Below are 13476 nucleotides of genomic sequence, written 5' to 3' on the forward strand. Positions count from 1 at the left end.
CATCTCAGGGCCCCGGGAGGGCCTGACAGCCCCAAGCCTCAGGAGGCCCCGATGGCCCGTTCCGCCAATCTCAACGTGATGATGAAGACCGCCCGCCGCGCCGGTCGCGCGCTGCTCAAGGACTTTGCCGAGGTCGAGCAGCTGCAGGTCTCGACCAAGGGTCCGGGCGATTTCGTCACCCGCGCCGACCGCCAGGCCGAGCAGACCATCCGCGAGGCACTGATGGAGGCGCGGCCCTCCTACGGCTTCCTGGGCGAAGAGGGCGGCCCCATCGAGGGCGAGGACCCGACCCGGCGCTGGATCGTCGATCCGATCGACGGCACCACCAACTTCCTGCACGGCATGCCGCATTGGGCGATCTCGATCGCGCTGGAGCACAAGGGCAAGATCGTCGCCGGGGTGATCTATGACCCGGTCAAGGACGAGATGTTCCACGCCGAGAAGGGCGAGGGCGCCTGGCTCAACGAAAGCCGCCTGCGGGTCTCCTCGCGCCACCGGCTGGTCGAATCGATCTTCTCGACCGGCGTGCCCTGCGCCGGGCGCCGCACGCTGCCCGCGATGATCCAGGATCTCGCCCGCATCGCGCCCGAAGTTTCGGGCCTGCGCCAATACGGTTCCTCCGCGCTCAACATGGCCTATGTCGCCGCCGGCCGGACCGAGGGCTACTGGGAGCGCGAGACCAAGATATGGGACATCGCGGCGGGCATGATCATCGTCACCGAGGCCGGCGGCTTTGTTGGGGCTGTCCGCGACGGACATGATCCGCTCGAGCATGGCGACGTGGTCGCGGCCAATGCCGACATCTTCGAGAAGTTCGCCAAGCTGGTCCGCGCCCGCGAGGCTTGAAGCTTCTAGCGGTCGGAGGGGTGGTTCACCCCGTCCGACCACGGAATCTCGCCCAGCCGGGCGGGGTTCACCCCCTCCAGCGCGCCGACGTTCACGCCGTATTCGTTCGGGTTCGAACGTCTGCGGTGGTGAGTATAGATGCCGCATGTCGCGCAGAACCAGTGCTGCGCCGTGCCGGTGCCCCATTGGTAGAGCGTGAGGTTCTCGGCTCCGCGCACCACCTCCAGATCGCCGAGCCGCACCGTCGCCGCAATGGCCCCGCGCCTGCGGCAGAACGAACAGTCGCAGCGCCGCGCGGTGTTCAGCCCGTCGGCAAGATGCAGGTGCAGCTCGACCGCGCCACAATGGCAGGTCAGCCGGTGATGGGGGTCGGGGATGGTCATCTGCGTCTCCTCACGACGGGAATGTTGCTGCGCCCCAGTGGCGGCGCGGGGGCGTGCGGCGGCACGCCGTGGGTGCGGCTCCAGAAGGCCGGGCCACCGCGTCTGAGCCAGAGCGGCAGCGCCAGCACCAGCCCCACCGCGAAGCCGCCCGCATGGGCCCAGTAGGCGACGCCGCCCGTGGCCGCGTCCATGCCGATCCCGCCCAGCACCTGCAGCCCGAACCAGACCGCCAGCACGGCCCATGCGGGCACCGGCACCACCCGGATGAAGACGACCAGGAAGATCAGGATGTCGATCCGGGCGCGCGGAAACAGCAGCAGGTAGCCGCCCATCACGCCCGCGATCGCGCCCGAGGCGCCGATGGTCGGAATGGGCGAGAAGGGCTCCGCCGCCAGCTGCACGAGATTGGCCGCGACGCCGGATCCGGCGTAGAAGGCCGCGAAGCCGCCATGGCCCAGCTGCTCCTCCATGTTGTCGCCAAAGATGAACAGGAACAGCATATTGCCCGCGAGGTGAAACAGCCCGCCATGCAGGAACAGCGCGCTGAGCAGCGAGACCGGGTTCTCGCCGGCCGTGATCCGCGCCGGGATCATCGCCCAGTCGTAGTAGAGCCGCGCCAGGTCGTCGCCCGTGTCGAGCGCCACCACCATCCACAGGTAGATCGCGATGTTGATGGCGATCAGGCTCCAGGTGACATAGGGCCTGCCGGTCGAGGGATTGTGGTCGCGGATCGGGAACATCGGGGCCTCGGGGTCGGTGGGTGGCGCGGCGGCGCAGACACAGCATGGCGCATGATCCGCGCGACCGCCATGGGGCGGCAGGCGCCGGCGCTTCGCAGCGCCGATCCGCGAACGCATCCGGGATCCGGGCCGGGCCTACGGAGCGGGCCATGGCTTTACCCCCCGCGCGCGGCGTCGTAAGCCTGCGCCCGTGCCCGTGTGGTGGAATGGTAGACACACGAGACTTAAAATCTCCTGCTCTTCGGGGCGTGCCGGTTCGAGTCCGGCCACGGGCACCAGAACATTGGCTAAGCGTTTGTAAATCCCGGCTTTTGCGCAACTAAGGCAAGGCCGTAGCACATGCCGGAACACATTTCTGCCCCCTATACCTTCCTCAAGGAGGGTGTCTTCTACTTTTGTCGTCGAGTCCCGATAGAGCTGCGGCGTCACTATACGTCTCCAAAGATTGCCTATTCACTGAGAACGAGATCGCCCCGCGTGGCAGCAGCCCGTGCTGTGCGAGCAGCAGGCCAGCTCGACGAATATTGGTATCACCTGCGTTGTCAGGACGCGGACCTGCCCGGCAAGCATATGCTGCGATTGGGGGTGGCAGGTCGTGATCAAGCGCCTGTCGAAGGCGATGGTGTCAACGTCGGCGGTATGAGCCTTTCCGAGGCTGTCCTGACGTATTTGCGCCTGAAGGGGAGGGGAAAGGGCGTTACGTTCCACCGTGCGGCGGAGCGTTCGTGCGGTTACGTGATCGACACCTGTGGCGACAAGCTGCTTGTTAGCTATACAAAGGCGGATGCCAATGCTTTCCGCGATGCGCTTATCGCCCGTGGTATGGCGGGTAGCAGCATTACTCGCGTCTTCGGCACCGTGCGGTCGATTATCAACTTTGCCGCCAACGAGGAGGGGATCGAGCTAAGTAATCCCTTTGGAAAGGTCTACTACGACCGATCCGCAGGCGTGAGAGATCGCCAGCCTATTCCGGTCACAGCTATCCGCGCCGTGCAAGCTGAATGCTATCGCCAAGACGATGATCTGCGGTGGTTGGTAGCTCTGGTCGCCGATACGGGAATGCGTCTTGCGGAAGCGGCAGGGCTACTATGCGAGGACATTGTGCGGGACGATGACGGCAACTACACGGCACGGATCACTCCGCACCCATGGCGCAGGCTCAAGACCACTGGCAGCACGAGAGAGGTTCCGCTTGTTGGCTCGGCGCACTGGGCAGTAAAGCGGCTGCTCGCAGCACAAGGTGATACGGGTATTGCCTTCCCTCGCTACAACAAGACCGGCACCATGAATGCCAATGCTGCTAGTGCTTCGCTCAATAAATGGCTCAAGGCCCACGCCTCGAACGGCTCGACGATGCATGGCTTCCGGCATTCGATGCGAGATCGGCTGCGGGCGGTGGAATGCCCTGCTGATATCGTCGACCAAATTGGTGGCTGGCAGACTGAGGGCGTCGGGCATGGATACGGTAAGGGCTATCCTGTTGCCGTGCTGCGCAGGTGGCTCGACCTCGCAACGAACTAGTCGGCAAGACTAGCTCCGAATGGCTCTACAACCTTGCCTTAGTTGCGCAAAAGCCGGGATGGTCTTGCCCCCGTTTCACCGGACACTCAGGCGGTTGCGGTTTGAGCTGCGATGAATTCGCGGGGCGAGCGCATCTTCAGCCCTGAGTGCGGGTGATGGCTGTTGTAGTCCTCGAACCAGCCGTCGAGCAACTCGAGGACGGTGACAGCATCCGGCAGCGGCGTGATGTGGACGTAGTCGCGCTTCAGCGTCTTCACGAAAGCCTCCGCGATGCCATTGCTCTGCGGGCTCTTCACCGGCGTGTAGCAGGGCTTCAAGCCCAGCTGTCGGGCGAAGATGCGGGTGTCCTTGGCGACGTAGGGCGAGCCATTGTCGCTGAGTATCTCGACAGGATGCGGCGCTCGGTAGCTGCCGAAGCGGGCCTCGACGGCCTCCAGCATCATGTCGCGGATGTCCGAGCCGCTGATGCCGGCGTTCACCACGGCCCGCCAGGCAATGATCTCCCGGTCATGCGCATCGATGATGAAGGCTCCTCGGACGACATCGCCGTTCCAGCAGGTGAACTCGAAGCCGTCGGAGCACCAACGCAGGTTCGAGCGCATGGTGATGACCTTGCCCTCATGCGTCTGCTCCGGCCGCTCGGTGTATCTGCGCGCCAGCAGTAGGTCGTGCGCCTGCATGATGCGGTAGACCCGTTTGTGGTTCACCGGTGCCGCGCCATCGGCCCGAAGCCGTCGGTTCAGAACCGCCGCGATGCGCCTGTAGCCATAGGTCGGCCGCGCCGCCACGATCGCCGAGATCAGCGGGAGGACCACCGCGTCTTGCGCTTTGTGATAGCGCCGACGCGGCTTCGCACTCCCGTTCAGCCGGGCATTCAGGTTCGAGCGGGAGACGCCCAGCGTCTCGGCCACGGCCTTCACCGGGAACCGCCCTTCAGCTGCGACTGCGCGAGCCAGATCGGTTTTTTTAACCGCGCCTTGTCCAGAGCTTCTTTGAGGATCTCGACCTCAAGCGTCTTGCGCCCGAGTTGCCGTTCCAGTTCCCGGATGCGCTCTTCCATCTGCCGGACAGCGCGGTTGCTGGTGACGTCGTCATCTCCGGACACGGCCACGGCTCCTCCATCCAGCATCAGGCGCCGCCAACGATACAACAGGTTTGCCGCCACGCCATTGCGGCGCGCGACCACCGAGATGCTGGCGCCATCCTCCAGAGTCTCCTCGACAATCCGAAGCTTCTCGGCCGAAGACCAGCGCCGCCTGCGACCGCCGTCGGTGATGATTTCGTAGTCAGACATAAGCACGTGCTTAGGCATATGCCTAAGCCTCCATGGTTATACCTGAGTGTCCGGTCGAAACGGGGGCCAGTGCACGGGATTTACAAACGCTTAGCCAATGTTCTGGTGCCCGTGGCCTGCCGCAGGCAGGTTGCGGGCTTTGGTTGTGGTCCTGTTGCAGGCACCCATAGCGCTGTATTTCCCAGCAAAACAAGGCCTAGCCGTATTCGCTCGGGACGGTCAATAGGCGCGAGCGGTGCCACGATAAGTGCCACGGCTAGGGAGGGCCGTGTTTCGAGGCAGGCTCACCACGGGGGCGATCCCCTTCCATCCATGCGTCTGCTAGATAGACCGATATGGGGCAGGCCACTGTAGGAGTCATAAGCCGGTCGTGGAGAGCCACCAGTTCGCTTGGCACCCTGTTCCTGCGCAAGGAGCGACGCGCCTCTGTAGAGGTCTCTCCGTGGCTCTCTGGTGATGCACGGGCATAGTGGGGGCGAGTGCCACCCCGGGGGGGACCCGATGGTGTATATAAGGTCGGCCCGAGAAGGGGCATTTTGGATCGTCAACCCGAATGGTTGCTCGGACATGACCTGATGCCCAGCGCGGTCGAGGCCTAGACGGGGCGAGATCTATCGCTGGTGACAAAACCTTTAATGGGCGGGGGAGGCAGCTTGAAGCTTCTAAGTCCTATTAGTATGGGGAGAGCGCCCCCCGGCAGGCCCGCCCCCTCACCCGAGAGAAGTTCTCGCCTCAGCTCCGGAGATCAACATGACCGAACACCTTCAAGGCAAGCCGAATGCGCGTGAACGCCGCTATCACCGCTTCTTTCAAGTTGTCGAGGCCGTCGTAGCTGAGATCCAAGCTCACCAATGGGCTGATACCGGGCAAACTCTCCGCCAGCTACGCGGAAATGATCTTCAGAAGCTTGAGGCATCGGTCGAGGTGCTGATCCGGGACAGCGTGGCCTTGGTCCACCAGCGGAAGCGGAAAGGCGAGGCGTCGATCCATCTTAACGGGTCATGGTATAGCAGCTCGGCATCGCCCGATAAGCTGACCTATAGCGTCCACGTCCAGCGAGCGTATCGCGGAATGCTAGAGCTAGGCTATCTTGAGCAGACCCGGAACGGTGTCTTTGACCGGCAGGGCCGTAAGGATGGCTCTACCCGTAGTCGCCTGACCCGTTACCGCGCCACGGATCGGCTGATCGAAAGGTTCACGCGAGAAGAACAGCAAGTCCTGCCAGCCATCGTGCCGCCCCAGCTCCCCCACCTGCCAATCCGCATTCGCCTCAAGCACGAGGATGGTCGTCAGGAGATCCTTCTGGCCCCCGATAGCGACGAGGTCGGGCGAATGCGGCAACACCTAGACCGGATCAACGGTGTTCTTGCCAGAAACTGGTTTGATCTTGATATCCCCGATGCCGAGTTGGCCGAACTGCAGGCGCGCCTTGCTGAGGACCCCGAAGGGGCAAAGCCGCTGGCTCTGGATCGTCGGACCCTGCATCGTGTATTCAACGACGAGGACCTGACTACTGGCGGGCGTTTCTACGGTGGCTGGTGGCAGAACGTCCCGAAGGCCTATCGCCGTCACCTGCTGGTCAACGGCAAACGCATGGTTGAGATCGACTACTCGAACTTTCACCCCGTGATCCTCTATGCCGAAGAGGGCGTGGTGCCGCCCGACGACTGCTATCGTGGCATATTCGATGGTGAAACGGAGGCTCGGCATGGAACCGCTCTTCGCAGCACCGTCAAGGCCGCGTTCAATGCAATGCTCAACGCGGGCAAGCCATTACGGCAGTCGCCTCGTGGTATCGAGCCAGGCCGCTTCGGGATGAGCTGGCGCGAATTTTCGGAGGCGATCATCGTTGCCCACGAACCCATCGCGCGGCACTTCTATTCCGGCGTTGGCAAGCGACTACAGCGCACGGATAGCGACGTGGCCGAGCAGGTAATGCTCGACTTGGCCGAGAACGGTATTCCGATCCTGCCAATCCACGACAGCTTTCTCGTTCACGAGGGGCATCGTGATCTGCTGCACGAGCGGATGCGGGCCGCGCTTGTCGCGGTATGCAATGTCGACGCCCAGCTAAAGGCAACCGACCCCGATCTCAGTCGCATCCTCGCGGCACGGGCCAGGGAACAGGCGCTCGACCCTGATGGCTTCGGGCCGTCGACCACGAGCGACGTCGGCGAGATCGAGGCGGGCATGGAAGGCCACGACAGACGGCTTGATGCCTTCCTTGCCCAGCGCAAAGCCTAGGCTCAGGACCCCTTGATCTTGATGAGGCTGCGTGATTCAGGCTCCCCGAGGAGCATGATCAATGAGCAACCTTTTCTGGCTGACGGCCGAGCAGATGGCCCGGCTGCAGCCCTTCTTTCTGAAGAGCCACGGCAAGCCGCGTGTCGATAACCGGCGGGTCTTGAGCAGCATCATCTTCGTTAATCGCAACGGTCTGCGGTGGCGCGATGCCCCGAAGGAGTATGGTCCGCCCCAGACCCTCTACAACCGTTGGAAACGCTGGAGTGACAAGGGCGTCTTCGCCCGGATGATGGAAGGCTTGGCCGCTGAAAGCCCGGAGAGAAAGACGGTCATGATCGACGCGACCTACCTCAAGGCCCACCGCACGGCGACTAGCCTGCGGCTGAAAAAAGGGGGCGTGGTCGGCTGATCGGACGCACCAAGGGCGACATGAATACCAAGCTGCATGCCGTCACTGATACTCACGGACGCCCCATCAGGTTCTTCATGACTGCCGGCCAGGCCAGTGACTATACTGGGGCTGCAGCGCTGCTGAGCAGCCTGCCCGACGCAGAATGGCTGCTTGCCGACCGAGGGTATGATGCGGACTGGATCCGGGAGGCCCTGAAGGACAAGGGGACCAAGCCCTGCATCCCGGGCCGGAAATCTCGTGCCACGCCCGTCAAGCACGACAAACGTCGCTACAAGCGCCGCAACAGCATCGAGATCATGTTCGGGCGCCTGAAGGACTGGAGGCGGGTTGCCACGCGCTACGACAGATGCCCGAAGGTGTTCCTATCTGCCATCGCCTTGGCAGTGACCGTTGTGTTCTGGCTTTGAAGGTTAATGAGTCCTGATCCTAGTGCGACACAGCCCAACTACCCAACCGAGACGGCGGCAACTGAGAAGCACCAAAGGCCTCGACTGATGGCCATCCATGCAGTACCAATTATTTCGAACCACACGTCAAAGCAGTTGATTACGTCGTCGGAGCCAAAGGAGGTGTTGCAGATCTGTAAGTGACCTAAACATAATCAAGCTGCCACCACTTCTGCAATAAAAAAAATTTGGGGGATGCCGCGGAAAATAGAAACAGTAGTGTGCTATAGAAGAGTTGGCGTGGGTAAATACCAACTCCCTATAAAGCTTCTTCACGGCACAGCCATGCTTAAACAAAACCTATAAATTGCAATCGGCAATAAATCTACCTAATTCCTTTGCCAACATGTAAGCATTACCATGATAGTTTCTCACAAACTAAAGTGCATATTCATCAAGCCAACTAAAGTTGCAGGGTCCTCTTTCGAAATAGCGCTGTCAAAGTTTTGTGGGCCAGAAGATATTATTACACCGCTTTACTCCCTCACTCATGGGAATGAGGACGAGATCCTTAGATTGAAACATGGCGGACGCCCTCCCCAAAATTACCTCAAGCCATGGCGCAAGCGTCAACGTCGGGAAGTTCTAGATGCAAGCTTGCATTTCATCAAGCGCAAGAACCCGTTTCATCAACATCCTTCAACGTATTATTTTGATCACATGCGCGCCAAAGCTATCCGAAGTCGTGTTGGCGCCGATATATTTAGCTCCTACTTAAAGATAGCGATTGTTAGGGACCCTTTTGATTATGCGCTGAGCCGATATAGATTCACCCTAAAGCAGAACAAGATAGACCCACTCTCCATGACCTTTGGACGCTTCCTGACAGATATGCCAGAACGATTGGTTGAGAACCGTCGAATTACTGAGATAGACGGAGTTAGCGTCATAGATCATATGATACGCTTTGAGGATTTCGAAAATGGCATTCGCCAACTTTCAGAAAAGCTCTGCCTAGGAGGGGAGCTACTGAACACATTCCGAAAAGTAAATGCAAAAAAAAGCGGCCGCAATCCTAAGGAAGATCTGAACCTATACAAGATTACGCCGGAGGCCATTTTATTAATAGAAATCCTATGTAAAAAAGACATCGAAGATTTTGGCTATACTGCGCCAACCTGGACCCCTTAGCAAGCCACTAGCCTGTAAGCTCAATAATTAATAGAGCTTGATTGCATGGTGCTTTATTGGGTTAAGGCCGACTGCACGAACGGGGGTTTCACTTGTTTGGGGCCACCTCTCAGCAAGATATCGCCATTATATGTTGTAAATTTTCGCCTCGCTTCAAAATAGCTTAGTGCGATGTAGTTGGCGGATATATTCTTTTTTAGAGAACCTGCAAGTGAAAGCGCATAGGCAAAGACCCATGGGGCTTTAGATGGATTTTGAAGATTTGAAGATGAAAGTAATGATTTTAACACTGCACTCTGGGGAGAATGAATTCCCAAGCTGCTTAGAATCAATTAAACGTCAAACCCACGCAGATATAACTCACAAGGTGTTTTCTGGCCTCGGGAATTGGGAGGCGCACAATGCCCTATACCAAACAGTAATGGAGTCATCAGGCGATTTCGATATCTTCATTAAGCTGGATGCGGATATGGTGTTTACCAGAAGCACTGTCGTAGAGGAAATATGTGGCATTTTTTCGTCAGTAAACGACTTAGACCACTTGGTATGCTCTCTTGAGGACTGGCCTTCTCAAAGAGCAATAATGGGGATGCACATCTTCTCGAATCGTGTGATGTGGAATACAATCAGTGACCGACTTTTCGTTGATCCAGATCCCTATGTTCCAGGAGGAAAGATAGTATTGTCGGCGAAAGGAGTATCATTTGCAACTCATATGGCAAGCCCATCTCTTGAGCAGGCCTACTTGTTCGGAATGCATCGTGCATTAAAGGTCATTCAACGCGAGCAACCGCAAATAAAAGTATCTCAGGTAAGGTCGCAATTTGTGCTACTAGAAAGAATATACGATGTTTGGCGGGTGCAACCCGATGTGCTTCGAGCTGCAATGCTACTCGGCGCTGAACGGGCTTTCTCAAGCACTGAGGCCTATATGAAAGGAAAAAGCTCCTCAGTAATTTCACATTACGATGTGCAACGGGTGAGTAGCGATGAAATATGCCAGGATATCGAAAAGCTTTGGGGGAGAAGGTCGCTGCGTAGGTATATCAGAAAGATTCGCTGGCACTGGCTTCCCGTGACAACTGCTCGACTTAAATCTCCCAGCTTATGGGATCGGCTTAATTTCACAAAAAATTAAACATATCGATATCACCACATAAGTCAAAGCCCTTGCTTCTTTTGATGGAATCCTGGGGCGGATTTATTACGAGGCTATGTACTTATGGTTCTCAAAGCAGCTCTGTCGCTCACATAAGCGGTGGAAATAAAATTATCCTTCCACGCTGCGCAACAAGCGGGTCATCTACGGAGCGACTCTCTTAAGAGCGAAGAAGTTTAGGTTGATAACGCAATTTAAATATATCGCACATTTTCAGTGGCAGGTTTTGCCATCCTTCCATTAGCGAATTTCCATCCCATACCTGCCCGATCCGCAGAAATATCGACATGCTCTTTGCGCCCCGTAGGAAGCTCTCTGGAGCCGAGGGCCTTATAAGGATCTTCTAGGGAGACGGCACTGACCTTAAATCCCTGAAACTGGCGCAATGATTCGAAGCTGTTCGAAATCCTAATCTGAGTTCATACCAGCCCTAGGAAGAGTGAGGAAAGTGTTTATCCGTCTGGACTGGATTCTCTATGCCATAAGAAACTCACCAAGGGCTTTATCATTGAGGCCTCAAAGTCTTTGAGGCTCTGTTCTTATTCATCTTCCCGTTCTGCGGTGATCCGATTAAGATTAGGCTCAACTGACATGAGACGCCTCTTCACATTGCCAGAAGCATCTAACACGTAGCCCATCCGTTCATCGAGCAGCCTACGATGGCTCTTCTCCGTATCAGCCCATTGGTGAGCTTGGATCTCAGCTACGACGGCCTCGACAACTTGAAAGAAGCGGTGATAGCGGCGTTCACGCGCATTCGGCTTGCCTTGAAGGTGTTCGGTCATGTTGATCTCCGGAGCTGAGGCGAGAACTTCTCTCGGGTGAGGGGGCGGGCCTGCCGGGGGGCGCTCTCCCCATACTAATAGGACTTAGAAGCTTCAAGCTGCCTCCCCCGCCCATTAAAGGTTTTGTCACCAGCGATAGATCTCGCCCCGTCTAGGCCTCGACCGCGCTGGGCATCAGGTCATGTCCGAGCAACCGTTCGGGTTGACGATCCAAAATGCCCCTTCTCGGGCCGACCTTATATACGCCATCGGGTCCCCCCCGGGGTGGCACTCGCCCCCACCATGCCCGTGCATCACCAGAGGGCCACAGAGAGGCCTCCACAGAGTCGCCTCGCTCCTTGCGCAGGAACAGGGTGCCAAGCGAACTGGTGGCTCTCCACGACCTGCTTATGACTCCTACAGTGGCCTGCCCCCATATCGGTCTATCTAGCAGCCGAATGGATGGAAGCGATCATCCCCGTGGTGAGCCTGCCTCGAAACACGGCGCTCATCAGCCGTGGCACTTATCGTGGCACCGCTCGCGCCTATTGACCGCCCCGAGCGAATACGGCTAGGCCTTGTTTTGCTGGGAAATACAGCGCTATGGGTGCCTGCAACAGGACCTGAACCAAAGCCCGCAACCTGCCTGCGGCAGGCCACGGGCACCAGAACCGACACGGACGAGGGACGCATCATGACCGGGGTCACGCTGATTTCGACGGGCGGCACCATCGCCTCCCGGCACTCCGAAGAGGCAGGCGCGGTCGTCGCCGGGCTGGGCGGGAGCGCGCTTCTGGCAAAGCTGCACGATCCGCTTGAGGGGGTCGAGGTCCGGGTCGAGGAGTTTCGCGAACTCAACAGCTTCGCGCTCACGCTCTCGGACGCCCATGGCCTCGTCGCCGCGATCCGCGCCGCGCTGGACGACCCCGGCTGCGCCGGCGTCGTCGTGACCCACGGCACCGACACGATGGAGGAGAGCGCCTATCTCGCCGACATCCTCGTGGCGGGCGACAAGCCGGTGGTCTTCACCGGGGCGCAGCGCCACGCGGGCGATCCCGACAGCGACGGGCCGCGCAACATCGCCGATGCGATCCGCGTGGCCGCCGCCCCTCAGGCGCGCGGCATCGGCGCGGTGATCGTCTTCGAGGGCGAGATCCACGCCGCGCGCGACGTGACCAAGGTCCACAGCTCGCGCACCGACACCTTCCGCTCGCCGGGCCTGGGCAAGCTGGGTGAGGTCGATCACGGCGAGGTGCATCTCGATCGCCACCCCGGTCCGCGCCGGGTGGTGCCCGATGCGGGGCTGGTCGAGGAGGTGGAGCTGCTCCGGCTCGCGCTCGGCACCACGCCGGCCTTCCTCGGCTTCTGCGCCGAAAACGGCGCGCGCGGCGTGGTGATCGAGGGCTTCGGCCGGGGCAACGCGCCGCGCGGCTTCGGCGCGGCGGTCGGGCGGCTCACCGAAGCGGGTGTGCCCGTGCTCATCGCCTCGCGCTGCGCGGAGGGGCGCACCCGCGCGGTCTATGGCGGCGACAGCGGCGCCACCACGCTGGTCGCGGCGGGCGGTCTGCTGACCGGCACGCTGACGGGGCTCAAGGCCCGGTTGCTGCTGTCGGCGCTACTGGCGGCGGGGGCGGGGCGCGAGGAGATCGCGCAGGCGCTGGCGTGGGCGTAAGAGGGCCCGAGGCGGGGCGTCAGCGGGTCGGGAAGACCATCTCGAAGCAGAAGCCCTCGGGCGCGAATTCGAAATCGATCTCGCCGCCCAGCTCGGCCTTGAGCACCATGCCGATCATCTTGGTGCCGAAGCCGCGCCGGGTCGGCGGCACCACCGGCGGCCCGCCGCGCTCGCGCCAGTGCAGCGACAGCCGCCCCGTCGCCTCCTCGAGCCCGTAGTCGATCCGCACCCGGCCCGTCTCGCACGAAAGGGCGCCGTATTTCAGCGCATTGGTGACCAGCTCGTGCAGCGCCATCGACAAGGAGGTCGCCTGCCGGGCCGTGAGCCGCACCTCCGGGCCGTCGATCTCGAAACGCGCCGGATCGCCCGCAGTGCGCGCGGCGGTGTCGATCAGCATGCGCAGGTCGGCGGCCGCCGCGCCGCTCGGCATGTCTTCTGCCCCTTCCTCGCCAAGCGCGTCATGCGCGGCCGACAGCGCCTGCAGCCTCGAGACGAAGCCTTCGGCATGGGACTGGGGCAGCGTCTGCCGGGCCAGTCCTGCGACCACGCCGAGCGTGTTCTTCATGCGGTGGCGCATCTCGCCCAGGATCACCTTCAGGCGGCGTTCGGCATGTTTGCGGCGGGTGACGTCGCGCAGCACGACCGACCAGTCCTCCGAGACGCCGGGCAGGCCATGGGTGCCGATCGGGGCGATGGTGACCTCGAGCTCGCGCCCGTCGGGCTGGCTCGCCTCGAAGACGATCTCGGCCGTATCCTTGGCGTCGCGGATCGCCCGGGCGAACCAGTCGGGCCTGTCGGTCAGCGCCACCGCCCGCTCGGCGGGTTGGCCGAGCGCCTCCGCGGCGGGCCGCCCGAGCAGCCGCG

12 protein-coding genes and 1 tRNA gene are annotated in these 13476 nt (G+C 60.5%); 8 read left to right on the top strand and 5 right to left on the bottom strand.

Annotated features, from left to right (window positions below; translation table 11 throughout):
- The first annotated feature begins 51 nt into the window (after nucleotides 1-51).
- Nucleotides 52-846 (top strand): inositol monophosphatase family protein, encoded by a 795-nt coding sequence (locus NHG85_RS11900; protein ID WP_253332644.1) that lies wholly within the window; start codon nucleotides 52-54, stop codon nucleotides 844-846.
- A gap of 5 nt (nucleotides 847-851) precedes the next feature.
- Here NHG85_RS11900 and NHG85_RS11905 read toward each other — a convergent pair whose 3' ends face one another.
- Both NHG85_RS11905 and NHG85_RS11910 read right to left on the bottom strand, forming a co-directional pair.
- Entirely contained in the window at nucleotides 852-1229 is a 378-nt protein-coding gene (locus NHG85_RS11905; RefSeq protein ID WP_253332645.1) for a GFA family protein, read from the bottom strand.
- Complete coding sequence (locus NHG85_RS11910) at nucleotides 1226-1969, bottom strand: rhomboid family intramembrane serine protease (protein ID WP_253332647.1); 744 nt, start codon at nucleotides 1967-1969, stop codon at nucleotides 1226-1228. Before NHG85_RS11910 ends, NHG85_RS11905 begins: the two co-directional genes overlap by 4 nt.
- A 192-nt stretch (nucleotides 1970-2161) precedes the next feature.
- Between NHG85_RS11910 and NHG85_RS11915 the strand changes: the two genes are divergently transcribed.
- Together NHG85_RS11915 and NHG85_RS11920 are read left to right on the top strand one after the other, a co-directional pair.
- Nucleotides 2162-2247, top strand: a tRNA-Leu gene (locus NHG85_RS11915).
- A 61-nt stretch (nucleotides 2248-2308) separates the two neighbouring features.
- Entirely contained in the window at nucleotides 2309-3490 is a 1182-nt protein-coding gene (locus tag NHG85_RS11920; protein WP_253332648.1) for a DUF6538 domain-containing protein, read from the top strand.
- An 86-nt stretch (nucleotides 3491-3576) separates the two neighbouring features.
- Here the strand turns inward: NHG85_RS11920 and NHG85_RS11925 are convergent.
- A protein-coding gene (locus NHG85_RS11925) for an IS3 family transposase (protein WP_253332650.1) occupies nucleotides 3577-4802 on the bottom strand; the annotation gives its coding sequence in 2 pieces (ribosomal slippage) (nucleotides 3577-4451 and nucleotides 4451-4802; 1227 coding nt in all).
- A gap of 732 nt (nucleotides 4803-5534) precedes the next feature.
- Here NHG85_RS11925 and NHG85_RS11930 point away from each other — a divergent pair.
- The 4 genes from NHG85_RS11930 to NHG85_RS11945 all read left to right on the top strand — a co-directional run bounded on the left by NHG85_RS11930 (nucleotide 5535) and on the right by NHG85_RS11945 (nucleotide 10155).
- Complete coding sequence (locus NHG85_RS11930) at nucleotides 5535-7028, top strand: hypothetical protein (protein WP_253332652.1); 1494 nt, start codon at nucleotides 5535-5537, stop codon at nucleotides 7026-7028.
- A gap of 61 nt (nucleotides 7029-7089) precedes the next feature.
- A protein-coding gene (locus NHG85_RS11935) for an IS5 family transposase (RefSeq protein ID WP_253332654.1) occupies nucleotides 7090-7847 on the top strand; the annotation gives its coding sequence in 2 pieces (ribosomal slippage) (nucleotides 7090-7426 and nucleotides 7426-7847; 759 coding nt in all).
- 555 nt (nucleotides 7848-8402) lie between these two features.
- Complete coding sequence (locus NHG85_RS11940; protein WP_440339877.1) at nucleotides 8403-9017, top strand: hypothetical protein; 615 nt, start codon at nucleotides 8403-8405, stop codon at nucleotides 9015-9017.
- 247 nt (nucleotides 9018-9264) lie between these two features.
- Nucleotides 9265-10155 carry a hypothetical protein gene (locus NHG85_RS11945; RefSeq protein ID WP_253332658.1) on the top strand — a complete coding sequence of 297 codons (891 nt, stop codon included), beginning with the start codon at nucleotides 9265-9267 and terminating at the stop codon, nucleotides 10153-10155.
- 560 nt (nucleotides 10156-10715) lie between these two features.
- Here the strand turns inward: NHG85_RS11945 and NHG85_RS11950 are convergent.
- The gene (locus tag NHG85_RS11950; RefSeq protein ID WP_253332660.1) at nucleotides 10716-10961 is read right to left on the bottom strand and encodes a hypothetical protein; all 246 of its coding nucleotides are present in this window, start codon (nucleotides 10959-10961) and stop codon (nucleotides 10716-10718) included.
- Nucleotides 10962-11634: 673 nt separating this feature from the next.
- Here NHG85_RS11950 and NHG85_RS11955 point away from each other — a divergent pair.
- Nucleotides 11635-12612 carry an asparaginase gene (locus NHG85_RS11955; protein WP_253332662.1) on the top strand — a complete coding sequence of 326 codons (978 nt, stop codon included), beginning with the start codon at nucleotides 11635-11637 and terminating at the stop codon, nucleotides 12610-12612.
- 19 nt (nucleotides 12613-12631) lie between these two features.
- On the opposite strand, the gene NHG85_RS11960 is transcribed toward NHG85_RS11955, so the two are convergent.
- Nucleotides 12632-13476: sensor histidine kinase (locus NHG85_RS11960; protein WP_253332664.1), on the bottom strand; the 845-nt coding region annotated here is incomplete at its 5' end.

It is taken from the genome of Limimaricola litoreus, assembly GCF_024159025.1.
Classification (GTDB): domain Bacteria; phylum Pseudomonadota; class Alphaproteobacteria; order Rhodobacterales; family Rhodobacteraceae; genus Limimaricola; species Limimaricola litoreus.

Coding starts and splice junctions, on each gene's coding strand:
- NHG85_RS11900 (WP_253332644.1), top strand. CDS start 52: ATGGCCCGTTCCGCCAATCTCAACGTGATGATGAAGACCGCCCGCCGC.
- NHG85_RS11905 (WP_253332645.1), bottom strand. CDS start 1,229: ATGACCATCCCCGACCCCCATCACCGGCTGACCTGCCATTGTGGCGCG.
- NHG85_RS11910 (WP_253332647.1), bottom strand. CDS start 1,969: ATGTTCCCGATCCGCGACCACAATCCCTCGACCGGCAGGCCCTATGTC.
- NHG85_RS11920 (WP_253332648.1), top strand. CDS start 2,309: ATGCCGGAACACATTTCTGCCCCCTATACCTTCCTCAAGGAGGGTGTC.
- NHG85_RS11930 (WP_253332652.1), top strand. CDS start 5,535: ATGACCGAACACCTTCAAGGCAAGCCGAATGCGCGTGAACGCCGCTAT.
- NHG85_RS11945 (WP_253332658.1), top strand. CDS start 9,265: ATGGATTTTGAAGATTTGAAGATGAAAGTAATGATTTTAACACTGCAC.
- NHG85_RS11950 (WP_253332660.1), bottom strand. CDS start 10,961: ATGACCGAACACCTTCAAGGCAAGCCGAATGCGCGTGAACGCCGCTAT.
- NHG85_RS11955 (WP_253332662.1), top strand. CDS start 11,635: ATGACCGGGGTCACGCTGATTTCGACGGGCGGCACCATCGCCTCCCGG.